The organism is Pseudomonas sp. NY8896, assembly GCF_039634505.1.
This window is the reverse complement of sequence record NZ_CP132351.1, coordinates 215551-232336: the sequence shown is the minus strand read 5'-3', so window position 1 is coordinate 232336 and position 16786 is coordinate 215551. Positions and strand designations below refer to the sequence as shown.

15 protein-coding genes and 3 pseudogenes are annotated in these 16786 nt (G+C 58.4%); 10 read left to right on the top strand and 8 right to left on the bottom strand.

The genetic code is table 11. The features are described 5' to 3' along the window. The first annotated feature begins 76 nt into the window (after positions 1 to 76). Positions 77 to 1120 (top strand): IS110-like element ISPpu25 family transposase, encoded by a 1044-nt coding sequence (locus Q9451_RS32655; protein WP_076611546.1) that lies wholly within the window; start codon positions 77 to 79, stop codon positions 1118 to 1120. A gap of 268 nt (positions 1121 to 1388) precedes the next feature. Here the strand turns inward: Q9451_RS32655 and Q9451_RS32650 are convergent, their stop codons facing one another. Continuing rightward, positions 1389 to 1943, bottom strand: a complete 555-nt coding sequence (locus tag Q9451_RS32650; RefSeq protein ID WP_023622803.1) for an aminoglycoside N-acetyltransferase AAC(6')-IIa — start codon at positions 1941 to 1943, stop codon at positions 1389 to 1391. Between the two features lie 161 nt (positions 1944 to 2104). On the opposite strand from Q9451_RS32650, the pseudogene intI1 reads away from it, so the two are divergent. Next, positions 2105 to 2902, top strand: a pseudogene (intI1, locus tag Q9451_RS32645) (class 1 integron integrase IntI1); the annotation flags it as partial. 52 nt (positions 2903 to 2954) lie between these two features. On the opposite strand, the gene Q9451_RS32640 reads toward intI1, so the two are convergent. Further along, positions 2955 to 3659: an IS6-like element IS26 family transposase gene (locus tag Q9451_RS32640; protein ID WP_001067855.1), complete on the bottom strand. Its 705-nt coding sequence runs from the start codon at positions 3657 to 3659 to the stop codon at positions 2955 to 2957. Between the two features lie 65 nt (positions 3660 to 3724). Continuing rightward, positions 3725 to 5028 (bottom strand): annotated as a pseudogene (locus Q9451_RS32635) (PAS domain-containing methyl-accepting chemotaxis protein); the annotation flags it as partial. Positions 5029 to 5375: 347 nt separating this feature from the next. On the opposite strand from Q9451_RS32635, the gene Q9451_RS32630 reads away from it, so the two are divergent. From Q9451_RS32630 to Q9451_RS32595, 8 genes and pseudogenes are all read left to right on the top strand, one after another. Then, a complete protein-coding gene (locus tag Q9451_RS32630) occupies positions 5376 to 5615 on the top strand; it encodes a hypothetical protein (protein ID WP_081791613.1) in 240 nt (79 codons plus the stop codon). A gap of 217 nt (positions 5616 to 5832) precedes the next feature. After that, positions 5833 to 7485: pseudogene (mobF, locus tag Q9451_RS32625) on the top strand (MobF family relaxase); the annotation flags it as partial. Positions 7486 to 7633: 148 nt separating this feature from the next. Continuing rightward, positions 7634 to 9313, top strand: coding sequence for a DDE-type integrase/transposase/recombinase (locus tag Q9451_RS32620; protein WP_003465068.1), 1680 nt, complete (start codon positions 7634 to 7636; stop codon positions 9311 to 9313). A 2-nt stretch (positions 9314 to 9315) separates the two neighbouring features. Next, the gene (locus Q9451_RS32615; protein ID WP_003465065.1) at positions 9316 to 10224 is read left to right on the top strand and encodes a TniB family NTP-binding protein; all 909 of its coding nucleotides are present in this window, start codon (positions 9316 to 9318) and stop codon (positions 10222 to 10224) included. Beyond that, on the top strand, positions 10221 to 11438 hold the full coding sequence (locus Q9451_RS32610; protein WP_014754502.1) for a TniQ family protein: 1218 nt from the start codon (positions 10221 to 10223) through the stop codon (positions 11436 to 11438). The genes Q9451_RS32615 and Q9451_RS32610 overlap by 4 nt, the downstream gene beginning before the upstream one ends. A 51-nt stretch (positions 11439 to 11489) precedes the next feature. Next, positions 11490 to 12104: a recombinase family protein gene (locus tag Q9451_RS32605; protein ID WP_000904906.1), complete on the top strand. Its 615-nt coding sequence runs from the start codon at positions 11490 to 11492 to the stop codon at positions 12102 to 12104. Positions 12105 to 12169: 65 nt separating this feature from the next. Continuing rightward, entirely contained in the window at positions 12170 to 12973 is an 804-nt protein-coding gene (gene aph(3'')-Ib, locus Q9451_RS32600; RefSeq protein ID WP_001082319.1) for an aminoglycoside O-phosphotransferase APH(3'')-Ib, read from the top strand. Beyond that, positions 12973 to 13809 (top strand): aminoglycoside O-phosphotransferase APH(6)-Id, encoded by an 837-nt coding sequence (locus tag Q9451_RS32595; protein WP_000480968.1) that lies wholly within the window; start codon positions 12973 to 12975, stop codon positions 13807 to 13809. Before aph(3'')-Ib ends, Q9451_RS32595 begins: the two co-directional genes overlap by 1 nt. A gap of 216 nt (positions 13810 to 14025) precedes the next feature. Here the strand turns inward: Q9451_RS32595 and repC are convergent, their stop codons facing one another. Genes repC through Q9451_RS32570 form a run of 5 tightly spaced genes read right to left on the bottom strand, consistent with a single transcriptional unit; the run spans position 14026 to position 16776 of the window. Continuing rightward, positions 14026 to 15018, bottom strand: a complete 993-nt coding sequence (gene repC, locus Q9451_RS32590) for a replication protein C, IncQ-type (RefSeq protein WP_009873351.1) — start codon at positions 15016 to 15018, stop codon at positions 14026 to 14028. Beyond that, a complete protein-coding gene (locus Q9451_RS32585) occupies positions 14999 to 15877 on the bottom strand; it encodes a helicase RepA family protein (protein ID WP_009873352.1) in 879 nt (292 codons plus the stop codon). The genes repC and Q9451_RS32585 overlap by 20 nt, the downstream gene beginning before the upstream one ends. A gap of 28 nt (positions 15878 to 15905) precedes the next feature. Next, entirely contained in the window at positions 15906 to 16232 is a 327-nt protein-coding gene (locus tag Q9451_RS32580) for a hypothetical protein (RefSeq protein ID WP_009873353.1), read from the bottom strand. Then, entirely contained in the window at positions 16229 to 16555 is a 327-nt protein-coding gene (locus tag Q9451_RS32575) for a type II toxin-antitoxin system PemK/MazF family toxin (protein ID WP_009873354.1), read from the bottom strand. Before Q9451_RS32575 ends, Q9451_RS32580 begins: the two co-directional genes overlap by 4 nt. Beyond that, the gene (locus Q9451_RS32570; RefSeq protein ID WP_043149934.1) at positions 16552 to 16776 is read right to left on the bottom strand and encodes an antitoxin MazE family protein; all 225 of its coding nucleotides are present in this window, start codon (positions 16774 to 16776) and stop codon (positions 16552 to 16554) included. Before Q9451_RS32570 ends, Q9451_RS32575 begins: the two co-directional genes overlap by 4 nt. Positions 16777 to 16786 lie beyond the last annotated feature (10 nt).

The following is a 16786-nucleotide window of genomic DNA, read 5'->3' as shown; positions in this document are numbered from 1 at the left end:
GAATGCTGTAATGGACTCTCCCCGCGCCACGGTTCTATACCTAGAACTGCGGTGGCTTATCATTGGGAGAGACGTTATGAAGCGAATTGCGGTTGATCTGGCCAAGTCCGTTTACCAAGTTGCCGAGAGTGTCCGTTCCGGCCAGGTGGTGCAGCGCAAGCGGCTGAACCGAGAGGCGTTTAGGCGATATATACAGGAGCAAGCCGAGCCGGTCGAGTGGGTGATGGAAGCCTGTGGCACGGCTCACTACTGGGGGCGTGTCGCGCAAGCGCTGGGCCACCGGGTAAAACTGATCCATCCTCGCTATGTACGGCCCTATCGTCGTCGCAACAAAACCGACCGTAACGACTGCGATGCCATGCTAGAAGCCTCGCGTTGCAACGATATTCATCCAGTCCCGGTGAAAACCCAGGAGCAACAGCTGTTACAGCAACTTCACGGTATGCGCGAAACCTGGAAGAAGAGCCGTACCCAGCGCATCAACCTGCTGCGCGGTATTTTGCGCGAGGCGGGTATCGAAGCCCCAACCGCCACTGCCGCGTTTATCCGTGCCGCCCATGAATTAGTTGATCGCCCAGAGATCGCGCCCTTGAGTCATCAACTGCATATCGTCCTGGCGGAAATCAACCTGCACGAACAGTGCATGGTCGAGTGCGAACAGCAACTCAAGCGCTGGCATGCCGACGATGAAGTGGTACGTAAACTCGATGAGGTCAGCGGTATTGGTCTGCTGACCGCCAGCGCCCTGAAAACCGCAGTAGGCAAGCCCGAGCGTTTTACTAATGGCCGCCAACTCAGCGCTTGGTTGGGCATGACACCGCGTGAATTCAGCAGCGGCGACCGACGTAAACTGGGCCACATCAGCCGACAGGGCAACGTCTATGTGCGCACCTTATTGATCCACGGTTCGCGAGCGGCCTTGCTGGCGGCACAGCGATGTCAGGCCCGCACGCCGGAGAAACTGACCCAGTTACAACGCTGGGCCGTCGAGACAGCGGCACGTATCGGCCACAACAAAGCAGCTGTGGCGCTGGCCAATAAATTGGTAAGGATTTGCTGGGCTGTGTGGTGCAACGAGCGGCGTTTCAGTGGTGACTGGCAAAGCGTAAAGCCCGCCTGACGGCGGAGCAATCAGCAAGATGTGATGATTTTCTTGTGGTTGTGGTGAGCAGCAACACTGTCGAAACAGGCGAGTCCTGCAACGGAATAAGGCCGATAACAATCATGATCTTCGTGATCGATTGAACGCTTGGCCCCCGCTGCGCGAACTACAGAGTGGCCAGGGCAGTAAAGCCCAAAATAGGCCGGATATACGAATGCAACCGCGCTGACGACAGGGTTAGGAAAGCTTTGCTCACTACTTGTGGGGAGAGTCCATATATGAGTTGTTAGGCAACACCGCGCTTTCTCTCGAAGGCTTGTCGTGTTTGAACCATGTAAACCGCCGGCCCGTCAGGCGTGGTGATGATCTTCTCCCGCACGAATCCTGCCTTCTCATAGCAGCGTATGGCTCGATGGTTGTTCGGAGTCGGGTCGGTCTGAATCTTCGTCACGGTGGGGTCCGAGAACAGTAGTTCAACGAGAGCGCGGACAAGCCTTGTTCCTAGGCCTTTGTTCAACTGTGTCGGGTCAGCCAGAGACTGGTCTATTCCTCGCACTCCTGGATCAGTTTCATCTTCCCACCAGCCATCACCGCTTCCGAGCGCGACGTACGACTGAGCATAGCCGATCGGTTCCTCGCCCAGCATTGCGATGTACGGTGTTACGGACTCTTCCGCCATCGCTCTGGGCAGGTAGTGTTCCAGCACTTCATCAAGAGTCGGTCGCTCTTCGTCACCACCCCACCACTCAACGATGTGCGGCCGGTTGAGCCAATCATGGAGCATCGGCAGGTCGCGCTCGGTCATGAGGCGAAGAGTTATGGGGGGGGTGCTCGCGGACATGAAATGGTCGCTCTGTGCTGCCTAACTTTGTTTTAGGGCGACTGCCCTGCTGCGTAACATCGTTGCTGCTCCATAACATCAAACATCGACCCACGGCGTAACGCGCTTGCTGCTTGGATGCCCGAGGCATAGACTGTACAAAAAAACAGTCATAACAAGCCATGAAAACCGCCACTGCGCCGTTACCACCGCTGCGTTCGGTCAAGGTTCTGGACCAGTTGCGTGAGCGCATACGCTACTTGCATTACAGTTTACGAACCGAACAGGCTTATGTCCACTGGGTTCGTGCCTTCATCCGTTTCCACGGTGTGCGTCACCCGGCAACCTTGGGCAGCAGCGAAGTCGAGGCATTTCTGTCCTGGCTGGCGAACGAGCGCAAGGTTTCGGTCTCCACGCATCGTCAGGCATTGGCGGCCTTGCTGTTCTTCTACGGCAAGGTGCTGTGCACGGATCTGCCCTGGCTTCAGGAGATCGGAAGACCTCGGCCGTCGCGGCGCTTGCCGGTGGTGCTGACCCCGGATGAAGTGGTTCGCATCCTCGGTTTTCTGGAAGGCGAGCATCGTTTGTTCGCCCAGCTTCTGTATGGAACGGGCATGCGGATCAGTGAGGGTTTGCAACTGCGGGTCAAGGATCTGGATTTCGATCACGGCACGATCATCGTGCGGGAGGGCAAGGGCTCCAAGGATCGGGCCTTGATGTTACCCGAGAGCTTGGCACCCAGCCTGCGCGAGCAGCTGTCGCGTGCACGGGCATGGTGGCTGAAGGACCAGGCCGAGGGCCGCAGCGGCGTTGCGCTTCCCGACGCCCTTGAGCGGAAGTATCCGCGCGCCGGGCATTCCTGGCCGTGGTTCTGGGTTTTTGCGCAGCACACGCATTCGACCGATCCACGGAGCGGTGTCGTGCGTCGCCATCACATGTATGACCAGACCTTTCAGCGCGCCTTCAAACGTGCCGTAGAAGGCACTGTTGCAAAGTTAGCGATGAGGCAGCCTTTTGTCTTATTCAAAGGCCTTACATTTCAAAAACTCTGCTTACCAGGCGCATTTCGCCCAGGGGATCACCATAATAAAATGCTGAGGCCTGGCCTTTGCGTAGTGCACGCATCACCTCAATACCTTTGATGGTGGCGTAAGCCGTCTTCATGGATTTAAATCCCAGCGTGGCGCCGATTATCCGTTTCAGTTTGCCATGATCGCATTCAATCACGTTGTTCCGGTACTTAATCTGTCGGTGTTCAACGTCAGACGGGCACCGGCCTTCGCGTTTGAGCAGAGCAAGCGCGCGACCATAGGCGGGCGCTTTATCCGTGTTGATGAATCGCGGGATCTGCCACTTCTTCACGTTGTTGAGGATTTTACCCAGAAACCGGTATGCAGCTTTGCTGTTACGACGGGAGGAGAGATAAAAATCGACAGTGCGGCCCCGGCTGTCGACGGCCCGGTACAGATACGCCCAGCGGCCATTGACCTTCACGTAGGTTTCATCCATGTGCCACGGGCAAAGATCGGAAGGGTTACGCCAGTACCAGCGCAGCCGTTTTTCCATTTCAGGCGCATAACGCTGAACCCAGCGGTAAATCGTGGAGTGATCGACATTCACTCCGCGTTCAGCCAGCATCTCCTGCAGCTCACGGTAACTGATGCCGTATTTGCAGTACCAGCGTACGGCCCACAGAATGATGTCACGCTGAAAATGCCGGCCTTTGAATGGGTTCATGTGCAGCTCCATCAGCAAAAGGGGATGATAAGTTTATCACCACCGACTATTTGCAACAGTGCCCTCGTGTGCGCTTGCCGACTACTTTGCTCCATGACTGTAACAGCGGATTGCGCTCGCTCTTGTAGAGCGCTGATCATGCTTTGAATATCCGTTGTCGATTGCTGTGTGCGAGCAGCAAGACTGCGAACCTCATCGGCGACAACAGCAAAACCACGCCCCTGCTCACCAGCACGCGCGGCCTCAATTGCTGCGTTGAGTGCCAACAAATTCGTTTGCTCGGCGATCCCTCGTATAACGTCAGAACTTTTGATATCTCGTTACTTTGACCTTCAAGCTCATGAATAACCTGAGTGGCTTGCCTAATTTCACCTTCAAGGGCAGTGATTGACTGGCTTGTGTGGGCTACCAGACGCTGGCCAGATGCCGTCTCAGTGTCTGCTCTTCCGGCCGCATCTGCAGCATGCTGTGCATTGCTCGCAACCTCTTGAATGCTTGCCACCATTTGGTTTACTGCCGTTGCTATTTGATCTGTCTCTGCCTGCTGCTCAACTGTAAGTACATTGCTTGACTCAATATCCTTTAGTAGGCCTCGGGTGTGTTCGCTAAGCCGATTTGATGCATCACCTATGCGACCTACTATGGCGCCTGTTTCAGCTTGCATCATTCGTAAAGCAAACTCTATTTGGCCAAACTCATCGGTGCGCCCAGTGTAGAGGGATTGACTTAATGGGTTATTGGAAATATTCCTGGCTCTTTCAACCAGTCTTCCAAGAGGAGAGAGAATAGCCAAAACACTAACAGAGCTTAAGCTTCCTGACATTAAAGTGGCTAACAATAAGCTGCTTATTGATGTATCAGTAAGCATGCCGGCAGCCATTGCGCTTGATATAATACTACCCCATATGAGCAAGAGTATTTTCACGGAAAAGCTAGCAGCCAATTTCGGCCTCGCGGCCTTCCCGCTTCTCAATTGAGCATATAATTTTTCCGCAGCCAAAACCTGCTCAGGTTCAGGCTTGGTCCTTACAGACTGGTATTCAACAATCGAACCATTCTTAGCTATTGGCGTTACATAAGCACTTACCCAATAGTGGTCGCCATTTTTACAGCGATTTTTTACTAGCCCCATCCATGAGCGGCCAGATTTTAATGTACTCCACATATGCTCAAATGCAGCAGGCGGCATATCTGGGTGTCTTACGATGTTGTGAGGCTGGCCTAATAGTTCTTCCTCAGTGAAACCACTGATTTTAATGAAGTCAGGATTAACGTACGTGATATGGCTTTGAGGGGAGGTAGTCGAAAGAATATTGGCATCTTTTGGGAGTTCTAAGTTTCGACCCGTCACTGGTAAATTCTGGCGCATAAGAACCTCAAGGGTTGGCTGTTTTATTTTATTGTTTTCGGCATTAAGCCCAATTTCTTGAGCGTTACGATAAAGCTAGCATGGAAACGATAGGTGCAAGCAAGTTAAGGGTTGCATCGCGCATGTCAATCTAGGCTATGCCTCAACCTGGCGTCAGACCGGACGACCGAAGTACGTCAAGATAGGGGCTATTTCGGCTTTTCCTGACGTTTCCCTACAAACCTCTATGACTTCAACCTGACAGGCCACGGCTTCAGGCTGCTTGGTTGTCATTGGGTTTATCAAAACTTGAAGAAGTGGCGGGCTGCCGCTATTAGTTAAGATTCACTCAACACAAGGACGCGACGATGATTCAGAGATTTGTTGTTGTTCCTGCGATCCCCATCGAAACAGGATCGATTCGTAATGGAACTCGCTTTCACTCCACTACAGTTCCTGGCGGGTTTGATATTTATGACAATCAAGATAAGCAGCGATTGCAGTTCACCTACCCGACACAGATAGAAGCAGATGCTGAATGCGAAAGACTGAACATGGAGCACTATCAAACCTCTATGACAACACCTACCGGCATCAGCTCACCATGATCTAGTCGTTCTCTGCTCAACGGTGTGGACTGAAAACAAAAGCCCCGGCATCTTGACGGGGCTTTTGTTGAGGGGATCTGATCCTTCAGCTCCCACGATTGTAGTCAAGAAATGAAAGGCAAACCGAGCAAGTGCAAACACTCTGACAGAGACATGCCCGAACTTTGCGGGTCACAGGGCCTATCGTACGATTTTTTCCGTTTTCTCTATGCACCCCTACTACGCCAAGGAAACACCCGGCGAGTGGCAAGGCGAAGGTGCCGAACGGCTCGGCCTGGTCGGCCCCGTCGATCAGCTGCAACTGGCCAAACTGCTTGATGGCAAGTTGCCGAACGGCGAGCGGATCCACACCACGTTCAATGCCGAAACCAACAAGCGGCGCATGGGCTTGGACATGACATTCTCGGCGCCGAAATCGGTGTCGATGCAAGCACTCGTCGCCGGCGACAAAAATGTCACCCTGGCTCACGACCGGGCGGTGGCCAAGGCCATGCACCACGTCGAAAAGCTCGCCCAGGCACGGCGCAAGGTACAGGGCAAGTTCCTGCGCGAACGCACGGGGAACATGGTCATTGGCAAGTTTCGCCACGAAATGAGTCGCGGCAAGGATCCCCAACTGCACACCCATGCGGTGATCATGAACATGACGCAGCGCGCCGATGGTAAATGGCGTGCCTTGTTCAACGACGATATTTTCAAGGTTCAGCATGAAGTTGACGCCATGTACAAGGGCCAACTGGCCTTGGAGCTGCGCGAGCTGGGCTACGAGATCCGCGTACTCGATGGCAAAGGCAACTTCGAGCTGAATCACATTTCACGGGAACAGATCGAAGCATTCTCCAGCCGCAGCAAAGTCATTGAAGAAGCGTTGGCCAAGGACGGGAAAACCCGGGCCGACGCGACCACTCTGGAAAAACAAGTTATCTCAATGGCCACCAGGCCGCACAAAGACGAGCGCGACCACGATCTGGTGAAACAGTATTGGGTGACGAAAAGCCGCGAGTTAGGGATCGACTACGGCCCACAAAGCCGATTGGATGGCCGCGAGTATGGTGAATCAGGCCCAGCGTCAGGCGCTGGCCGCGTTCCATCTGATCCCAATCTACCCGCAGGGCTGACACCGGCCCAAGCCGTTGTGCAATACGCAATCAATCACCTGACCGAGCGTGAACAGGTTGTTACCCAGTTGGACCTGTTGACCGTGGCGCTCCAGCGTTCGGTAGGGTTGGCCGGGCCTGACCAGGTACGGGCCGAAATAGCCCGGCTGGTACAACAAGGTACGCTCATAGAGTCAGCACCGGCCTACTCAATGGCACAGCCCACGGAAAACGCGCCCGTGTTGTCGCCTGCAGGTTGGCAAGCTCACCTGCAGGAGTTGAAAGGCTGGACGGACAAGCAGGCAAAACAGTACGTGGCCACCGCCATCGAGCGCGGTTCATTGGTGCCAACCGAGAAGCGCTACACCACACAGAAAGGCTTGAAGCGCGAGAAAGCCATCCTTGCCATTGAGCGCACTGGCCGGGGCCAGGTGACGCCGCTCATGTCCCAGGAGCAGGTCGCTAAAGCACTTGAAGGATCAACCCTCACCGCTGGCCAACGGCAAGCCGTCGAGACCATCGTCAGCACGGAGAATCGGTTTGTCGGCATTCAGGGTGATGCTGGTACGGGCAAAACCTACTCCGTTGAGCGGGCCGTGCAACTGCTCACATCCGTCAACGAGGCAATGAGTTACGGCAAGACAGAGGATCAACTCGGCTATCGAATCCTCGCATTGGCGCCGTATGGGAACCAAGTTGCCGCACTCAAAAACGAGGGGATGGACGCTCATACCCTGGCCAGCTTTTTCAACACCAAAGACAAGACCCTGGACGAAAGTGTCGTTTTCAGAAGACGACCGCACCATCTGACTGGATGTAACGCCTGGTGTGCATACGGCTCCTGACAGCCCAATATCAGGAGTCGTCTGCACCAATCTCGACTATGCTCAATACTCGTGTGCACCAAAGCGAGGTTTGGGCATGACATCAGACACTCCACCGATTGCCGCGCAAGGCGTGGCCACCCTGCCCGACGAGGCATGGGCGCAAGCCCGGCACCGGACGGAAATCATCGGGCCACTGGCAGCGCTTGAGGTGGTCGGGCATGAAGCCGCCGATGAGGCAGCCCAAGCGCTGGGCCTGTCCCGGCGACAGGTATATGTCCTGATCCGTCGCGCCCGGCAGGGTACTGGCCTGGTAACAGACCTGACGCCCGGCCGATCCGGCGGCGGCAAAGGCAAGGGGCGCTTGCCGGAACCGGTCGAGCGCATCATCCGCGAGCTGCTGCAAAAGCGCTTCCTGACCAAGCAGAAACGCAGCCTGGCGGCGTTCCACCGCGAAGTCGCGCAGGCGTGCAAAACCCAGAAGCTGCCGGTGCCGGCGCGCAACACCGTGGCCCAGCGGATTGCCGGACTACACCCGGCGAAAATAGCCCGCAGCCGGGGCGGGCAGGACGCTGCCCGTCCCTTGCAAGGCGCGGGTGGCATTCCGCCCGAAGTCACCATGCCGCTGGAACAGGTGCAGATCGACCACACCGTCATCGACCTGATCGTGGTCGACGAGCGCGACCGGCAACCGATTGGCCGCCCATATTTGACCCTCGCCATCGACGTGTTCACGCGCTGCGTACTCGGCATGGTGGTCACGCTGGAAGCGCCGTCCGCCGTCTCGGTCGGCCTATGCCTCGCGCATGCCGCCTGCGACAAGCGGCCCTGGCTGGAAGGGCTGAATGTGGAAATGGACTGGCCGATGAGCGGCAAGCCCAGGCTGCTCTATCTGGACAACGCGGCCGAGTTCAAAAGCGAAGCGCTGCGCCGTGGCTGCGAACAGCATGGCATCCGGCTGGACTATCGCCCACCAGGCCAGCCGCACTACGGCGGCATCGTGGAACGGATCATCGGCACGGCGATGCAGATGATCCACGACGAATTACCGGGGACGACCTTCTCCAATCCCGGCCAGCGCGGCGAGTACGATTCCGAGAAGATGGCCACCCTGACGCTGCGCGAGCTGGAGCGCTGGCTCGCGTTGGCGGTAGGCACCTATCACGGCTCCGTGCACAACGGCCTGCTCCAGCCGCCGGCCGCGCGCTGGGCCGAGGCCGTGGAGCGCGTTGGCGTCCCGGCCGTCGTTACCCGCCCCACCGCGTTTTTGGTCGATTTCCTGCCGGTGATCCGCCGCACCCTGACCCGCACCGGCTTTGTCATCGACCACATCCACTACTACGCCGACGCCCTCAAGCCGTGGATTGCCCGGCGCGAGCGCTTGCCCGCCTTCCTGATCCGGCGCGATCCGCGCGACATCAGCCGCATCTGGGTACTGGAACCGGAAGGTCAGCACTATCTGGAGATCCACTACCGCACCTTGTCCCATCCGGCCGTCACCCTCTGGGAACAACGCCAGGCGCTGGCCAAATTGCGTCAGCTCGGGCGCGAGCAGGTGGACGAGTCGGCGCTGTTCCGCATGATCGGGCAGATGCGCGAGATCGTGACCACCGCCCAGAAGGCCACGCGCAAGGCGCGGCGCGACGCTGATCGCCGCCAGCACCTCAAGACGTCGGAGCCACCGGCCAAGCCCATACCGCCGGATGTGGACATGGCTGACCCGCAGGCAGACAACCTGCCGCCGGCCAAACCGTTCGATCAGATCGAGGAGTGGTAGCCGTGGACGAATATCCCGTCATTGACCTGTCCCACCTGCTGCCAGCGGCACAGGGTTTGGCCAGGCTGCCGGCAGACGAGCGCATCCAGCGCATTCGCGCCGACCGCTGGATCGGCTACCCGCGCGCGGTCGAGGCGCTGAACCGGCTGGAAACTCTGTATGCGTGGCCGAACAAGCAACGCATGCCAAACCTGCTGCTGGTCGGCCCCACCAACAACGGCAAGTCGATGATCGTCGAGAAATTCCGGCGGGCGCACCCGGTCGGCACCGACGCTGACCAAGAACATATCCCGGTGCTGGTCGTGCAGATGCCGTCAGAGCCATCGGTGATCCGCTTCTATGTCGCGCTGCTGGCTGCGATGGGCGCGCCGCTGCGCCCGCGCCCACGGCTGCCGGAAATGGAGCAACTGGCGCTGGCCCTGCTGCGCAAGGTCGGCGTGCGCATGCTGGTGATCGACGAACTGCACAATGTACTGGCTGGCAACAGCGTTAACCGGCGCGAGTTCCTCAACCTGCTGCGCTTCCTCGGCAACGAGCTGCGTATCCCCCTGGTCGGGGTCGGCACGCGCGAGGCGTACCTGGCCATCCGTTCGGACGATCAGTTGGAAAACCGCTTCGAGCCGATGCTGCTGCCGCCGTGGGAGGCCAATGAGGACTGCTGCTCGCTGCTGGCCAGCTTCGCGGCGTCACTCCCGCTACGGCGGCCATCCCCGATTGCCACGCTGGACATGGCCCGCTACCTGCTCACCCGGAGCGAAGGCACCATCGGCGAGCTTGCACATCTGCTGGTGGCGGCGGCCGTCGCCGCCGTGGAGAGTGGCGAGGAAGCGATCAACCACCGCACGCTCAGCATGGCCGACTACATCGGCCCCAGTGAGCGGCGGCGACAGTTCGAGCGGGAACTGATGTGAAGTCCGCGCCGCGCTGGCCGCTGCATCCGGCACCCAAGGAAGGCGAAGCCCTGTCCTCATGGCTCAACCGGGTCGCCGCCTGCTACCAGATGGACGTGCACGAGCTGCTGGCCCACGATCTTGGTCACAGCCAACTTGATGACCTGGATACCGCACCATCCTTGTCGTTGCTGACGGCGCTCTGCCAGCGCAGTGGCGTCGAGCTGGAGCGGTTGCGCAGCATGAGTCTTGCAGGCTGGGTGCCGTGGCTGCTCGACAGTCTCGACGATTCGGTACCAGCAGCCTTGGAAACCTATACATTCCAATGCGCGGTGCTCCTGCCCAAGCGCACCCGCAAGGTGCGGTCCATCACTCGCTGGCGTGCCTGGCTACCGAGCCAGACGATTCGCCGGGCGTGTCCGCAGTGTCTGAACGATCCAACGAATCAAGCTGTGCTACTCGTCTGGCAGCTCCCCTTGATGCTGAGCTGCCCGCAGCATGGCTGCTGGCTGGAGTCCTACTGGGGCATGCCCGGCCGGTATCTTCAGTGGGAAATCGCCGATGCTGCGCCGCGCCCTGCCGATGACGCAATCGCCTGCATGGACCGGCGCACCTGGCAGGCGCTGACGACGGGTTTTGTGGAGCTGCCGCGTCGGCGTGTCCACGCCGGCTTGTGGTTCCGGCTGCTGCGCACCCTGCTTGATGAGCTGAACACGCCGCTCTCGCACTGCGGCAGTTGCTCGGCGAGCATCCGCCATGTCTGGGAGCGCTGCGGCCATCCGCTGCGCGCCGGGCAGAGTCTGTGGCGTCCCTACGAGATTCTGGCCCCGGCGGTGCAGTGGCAGATGCTGGAGGCGGCGGCCACCGCCATCACGCTGATCGAGTCAAAGGCGCTGATCCCGCGCGGGGAACAGGCCGCGCTGTTTCAGACGGAGCCGCACACTGGTTTCACCAACGGCCTGCCGGCGAAGGTGCCGAAGCCGGAACCCATCAACCACTGGCAACGAGCAGCCCAGGCCATCGATGAGGCCATCATTGAAGCGCGACACAACCCGGAGACGGCCCGCTTGCTGTTCACACTGGCGTCCTACGGGCGACGCGACCCCGAATCCCTGGAACGTTTGCGCACCACGTTCACCAAGGAGGGCATCCCGCCGGAGTTTTTGTCACATTACGAGCCTGAATGGCCGTTTGCAGGTCTTAGACTAAATGACGGGTTAAGTGACAGTTTTTGACGGCGAGAACTTTCTGGCTCACACTGTCACATAATCGAACGTTTGTGATACATGCTGATCGGATATGCCCGCGTCTCCAAAGCCGATGGCTCGCAGTCTCTCGACCTGCAGCACGACGCCTTGCGCGCCGCAGGTGTCGAACGGGACAATATCTATGATGATCTTGCTTCCGGCGGTCGTGATGATCGCCCTGGCTTGACTGCCTGCCTCAAGTCATTGCGTGACGGCGATGTGCTGGTGGTCTGGAAGCTCGATCGCCTCGGACGATCGCTTGCCCATCTGGTCAACACGGTGAAGGAGCTGTCAGACCGCAAGATCGGCCTGCGGGTTCTGACTGGAAAGGGCGCTCAGATCGACACCACGACTGCGTCCGGTCGCATGGTGTTCGGAATCTTCGCCACCTTGGCCGAGTTCGAGCGGGATCTGATCCGAGAGCGCACCATGGCGGGTCTCGCCTCCGCGAGAGCGCGCGGTCGCAAGGGCGGACGAAAATTCGCGCTCACCAAAGCTCAGGTGCGTCTCGCGCAAGCCGCCATGGCCCAGCGCGATACTTCAGTTTCCGATCTCTGCAAGGAACTCGGCATCGAGCGCGTCACTCTCTACCGATATGTCGGTCCCAAAGGCGAGCTCAGAGACCATGGAAAGCATGTTCTCGGACTTACGTAGCAACTCGTTTCTTTTCGCAGGTTGAGCCACCTCCGCGCTTCATCAGAAAACTGAAGGAACCTCCATTGAATCGAACTAATATTTTTTTTGGTGAATCGCATTCTGACTGGTTGCCTGTCAGAGGCGGAGAATCTGGTGATTTTGTTTTTCGACGTGGTGACGGGCATGCCTTCGCGAAAATCGCACCTGCTTCCCGCCGCGGTGAGCTCGCTGGAGAGCGTGACCGCCTCATTTGGCTCAAAGGTCGAGGTGTGGCTTGCCCCGAGGTGATCAACTGGCAGGAGGAACAGGAGGGTGCATGCTTGGTGATAACGGCAATTCCGGGAGTACCGGCGGCTGATCTGTCTGGAGCGGATTTGCTCAAAGCGTGGCCGTCAATGGGGCAGCAACTTGGCGCTGTTCACAGCCTATCGGTTGATCAATGTCCGTTTGAGCGCAGGCTGTCGCGAATGTTCGGACGCGCCGTTGATGTGGTGTCCCGCAATGCCGTCAATCCCGACTTCTTACCGGACGAGGACAAGAGTACGCCGCAGCTCGATCTTTTGGCTCGTGTCGAACGAGAGCTACCGGTGCGGCTCGACCAAGAGCGCACCGATATGGTTGTTTGCCATGGTGATCCCTGCATGCCGAACTTCATGGTGGACCCTAAAACTCTTCAATGCACGGGTCTGATCGACCTTGGGCGGCTCGGAACAGCAGATCGCTATGCCGATTTGGCACTCATGATTGCTAACGCCGAAGAGAACTGGGCAGCGCCAGATGAAGCAGAGCGCGCCTTCGCTGTCCTATTCAATGTATTGGGGATCGAAGCCCCCGACCGCGAACGCCTTGCCTTCTATCTGCGATTGGACCCTCTGACTTGGGGTTGATGTTCATGCCGCCTGTTTTTCCTGCTCATTGGCACGTTTCGCAACCTGTTCTCATTGCGGACACCTTTTCCAGCCTCGTTTGGAAAGTTTCATTGCCAGACGGGACTCCTGCAATCGTCAAGGGATTGAAACCTATAGAAGACATTGCTGATGAACTGCGCGGGGCCGACTATCTGGTATGGCGCAATGGGAGGGGAGCAGTCCGGTTGCTCGGTCGTGAGAACAATCTGATGTTGCTCGAATATGCCGGGGAGCGAATGCTCTCTCACATCGTTGCCGAGCACGGCGACTACCAGGCGACCGAAATTGCAGCGGAACTAATGGCGAAGCTGTATGCCGCATCTGAGGAACCCCTGCCTTCTGCCCTTCTCCCGATCCGGGATCGCTTTGCAGCTTTGTTTCAGCGGGCGCGCGATGATCAAAACGCAGGTTGTCAAACTGACTACGTCCACGCGGCGATTATAGCCGATCAAATGATGAGCAATGCCTCGGAACTGCGTGGGCTACATGGCGATCTGCATCATGAAAACATCATGTTCTCCAGTCGCGGCTGGCTGGTGATAGATCCCGTCGGTCTGGTCGGTGAAGTGGGCTTTGGCGCCGCCAATATGTTCTACGATCCGGCTGACAGAGACGACCTTTGTCTCGATCCTAGACGCATTGCACAGATGGCGGACGCATTCTCTCGTGCGCTGGACGTCGATCCGCGTCGCCTGCTCGACCAGGCGTACGCTTATGGGTGCCTTTCCGCAGCTTGGAACGCGGATGGAGAAGAGGAGCAACGCGATCTAGCTATCGCGGCCGCGATCAAGCAGGTGCGACAGACGTCATACTAGATATCAAGCGACTTCTCCTATCCCCTGGGAACACATCAATCTTACCGGAGAATATCGTTGGCCAAAGCCTTAGCGTAGGATTTCGCCCTCTCCCGCAAACGACCCCCAAAAGCTCAACCAGCAGTGCTCAACGAAGCGTCAAAAAAGAAAAGCTGGCCGCTTAGGTTAGTTTGGAAGCTCGACCGCTTTAGCAGCGAGTAGTTCACCAGGTGCGGCTCAGTCCGGCGTCCAGTCCTGCGGGTCGAACAAATCTGGTTCTTGCATTGGCGGCTGGCTCATGAGGTCGTGGTATTCGCTGGGGCGCATGTCGTGCTCACCCTCAAGGAACGGCAGTTCCTTGGGACGACTTACCAGCACAAGCCCGCTGCTGGTCTGGTCGATGGCCCATCCCATACCGCCTTGCAGTCCGCGTGTGCGGTCTGAGATTTCGTCTAAAGCATCGCGTAGTTGACCCCGCCTGACTGATCGAACCTTCGTTGATGCTTCTTCCCACGCCGCCTTGCCCCATACGTGGGGCGCTAGCGTGTCGATGTGCGCCCCGTTGCCATTGCCAAGCGAACGGCCAAGCCGGATGTTTGAGCACAGCCAACAGTGCAGCAGCTTGGCGGCTTCACTCTCCAGCTCGTTGCGCTCGAAAAGCGAAACCTTGACGTGTTGCTCTCGAAAAACCGCCCCGGTCAGGCGCGGATTGACGGCAACAAAGATTTCCCCAGTCTTGTGATTGAACCGACTCGAAAGGAGATTGCAGCGGTAATCCCAGCCGGTAGCGTGATTGATTTCCCGTATCTGCGCGTTACCCATTCGGTTCAGGCTTTCCTTGATTCTGGCAAGTGCCGCCCCGCTTTCTGGGTCGTCATATCCAGCATCAATCAGCAGGCTGCGCAAACTGGTTTTCTTGGTTTTCAGCGGCCTTCCATCATCGTTGTCAAAGTCCAAAGCAAGGCGCAATTGCTGGCCTATTTCGCCGGGTGGTTTTGCCTCGATCATCAAGCCGTCAATGCCAAGCTGGGCGCTTACTGCAAGCAAGATTGATTGGTCATCAGCTCCAAGCTGCTCGAACCCTTGAAAGCTGATTTCACTATCGCCGAAGCGGCGCGGCGGCACATACAGTCGCCCGCGCTTCTTCCCCTTCGTGGGGACGAAAAGCCCGTCAAACACATGAGCGGGATCGAATTTGGCATAGGCCGGTTTAATACGCTGCTGAGTCATAGCCCTTGCCCCCCTTGTTGCCGCTCTCACGCTTGATCTCCTGTAGCTCTACCGGCAGCAACACCCCGCCGGTGTGTCGCTGATACCAGCGGTCTAGCGGGGTCGCGTCGTAGTTCTGCTTACTCACGCCAAAGCGGACAAAAAGGCCGCGCCGCTCGTTGCCGATGGGCGCACGATCAAAGCCCCGGTCGCTCAGGCGCTCGGCTTCCTGCTCCGTCATCTTGGCGACATAGCCGCACCATCTGGCGTTGTCGATCAGGGCAGACGCGCCCCGCGCTGCCTGCTGCTGGTCGGTCTGGCCGTCGCGGGCGCTGCCCTTGTTGACGTGGTGCAGGTACAGGACAGCCGCCCCGGTGGTTGCCGCGATGTGTTCCAACACGGAAACAAGGTGGGCCATGTCGCCGTTGCTGTTCTCGTCGAGGCTGTGAATGCGGCTCAATGTGTCCAGCACAATCAGCCGCGCCCCTGCGCTGTAGTCGATGACGCGGCGCAAGTGCGCCTCGTCCATCACGTTCAACCGCTTGCCCATGATCGGCTCAAGCATCAGGTTCTCAGCGATGGCTTCGCGGGCCGACTGGTTGAGGTGCTGGCCGATGGCGTGGACACGCCGCACAAGGGCGGGCTGTGGATCTTCGCCAGCGAGATAGACCACGCGCCCGGTGTGCGCCGGGGCCAGTCCTACAAGGTCGCCGCCTGCCACACTGCAAGCGATTGACATGGCCGCTTCAAGAGCAAAAAAGCTCTTGCCAGTTGCGCCAGGTGCAACAAGTGCGCCCACGGTTCCGGCCAAGAATCCGGGCCAGATGAAATCAAGTTCTGGCGGCTCATTGGTGAAGGCCGCCATAATGTCTAAAGCCATGCTGTTCTCCTGTGTAGAACGGTTATGGTTAGGCGCTGCCGGGTGTTCCCGCACCCTGCCGCGCCGCTTCTGCCTTCGCCTTGGCGGCATAGCCCGCTTCCAGACTGGCGGCATCGGTCGGCGTGTCGCCGTCGATGGGCAGGCCAGAAGCGAACATGAGCGCATCACGTAGGGCAATCTCTGCTTGCCCGTACTGGCGTCCCTGAAAGGCGCTGTGGCCTTCCGTGCCGGTGTCCCGCACGGTGCGCCCGCCGTCGATGATGCGCCACTCGTACCAAGCGTTTTCCGGCTCGCCGTAGACCTCGATCATCGCGCCCAAGGAATCCGGGGCGGGAATGGTGTAGATCGTTTTCATTTCGCAATCCCCAAGAACACGGCCAAGCAACGCTCAACCTCAAGCAGTGCGTCCGCGTCGATGCGCCCGAAAGCTGGCCCTACCTTGCTGCGCAGCACCGTCATCGCCTTGTCGACCATCACCTGCGATGGCTTCTGCAAACCGTTCTCTGCGCTCGGCTGAACCGTGACGCGCAGCAACGGCGCGGCATTAAGTGTGCTGGTGACAGGCAGCACGGTAACGCTGCCGTGCTCGCTGAACTGGTTGGCCTGAACCACAAGCGCAGGCCGTGGCTTGCCAAAGTCGCCCTGCATGGCGATGGTCACAAGGTCGCCGCGCATCATTCCGTCCAGCCGTCCACGTCTGCCAAGGCTTCATCCATGAACTGCTGCATGGCGGTGTCGGCGCTGTCGGCCTGAGCCACAAGCAGGCATTGGCGGCGGCACTCCTCCGCGAAGTCGGGGCGGCGCGTATCCGGCACCCAGATTTGAACCGGACGAAGCCCCGCCATGCGTAATGCATCGCGATGCTTCTGAACCCGCTGATTAACGTGTGCTGTTGCCATTTCCAAGCCT

Bases quoted from the DNA above. Each gene is read 5' to 3' on its own strand.
- Q9451_RS32655 (WP_076611546.1), top strand. From the start codon at position 77: ATGAAGCGAATTGCGGTTGATCTGGCCAAGTCCGTTTACCAAGTTGCC.
- Q9451_RS32650 (WP_023622803.1), bottom strand. From the start codon at position 1,943: ATGTCCGCGAGCACCCCCCCCATAACTCTTCGCCTCATGACCGAGCGC.
- Q9451_RS32640 (WP_001067855.1), bottom strand. From the start codon at position 3,659: ATGAACCCATTCAAAGGCCGGCATTTTCAGCGTGACATCATTCTGTGG.
- Q9451_RS32630 (WP_081791613.1), top strand. From the start codon at position 5,376: ATGATTCAGAGATTTGTTGTTGTTCCTGCGATCCCCATCGAAACAGGA.
- Q9451_RS32620 (WP_003465068.1), top strand. From the start codon at position 7,634: ATGACATCAGACACTCCACCGATTGCCGCGCAAGGCGTGGCCACCCTG.
- Q9451_RS32605 (WP_000904906.1), top strand. From the start codon at position 11,490: ATGCTGATCGGATATGCCCGCGTCTCCAAAGCCGATGGCTCGCAGTCT.
- Q9451_RS32595 (WP_000480968.1), top strand. From the start codon at position 12,973: ATGTTCATGCCGCCTGTTTTTCCTGCTCATTGGCACGTTTCGCAACCT.
- repC (WP_009873351.1), bottom strand. From the start codon at position 15,018: ATGACTCAGCAGCGTATTAAACCGGCCTATGCCAAATTCGATCCCGCT.
- Q9451_RS32585 (WP_009873352.1), bottom strand. From the start codon at position 15,877: ATGGCTTTAGACATTATGGCGGCCTTCACCAATGAGCCGCCAGAACTT.
- Q9451_RS32580 (WP_009873353.1), bottom strand. From the start codon at position 16,232: ATGAAAACGATCTACACCATTCCCGCCCCGGATTCCTTGGGCGCGATG.
- Q9451_RS32575 (WP_009873354.1), bottom strand. From the start codon at position 16,555: ATGATGCGCGGCGACCTTGTGACCATCGCCATGCAGGGCGACTTTGGC.
- Q9451_RS32570 (WP_043149934.1), bottom strand. From the start codon at position 16,776: ATGGCAACAGCACACGTTAATCAGCGGGTTCAGAAGCATCGCGATGCA.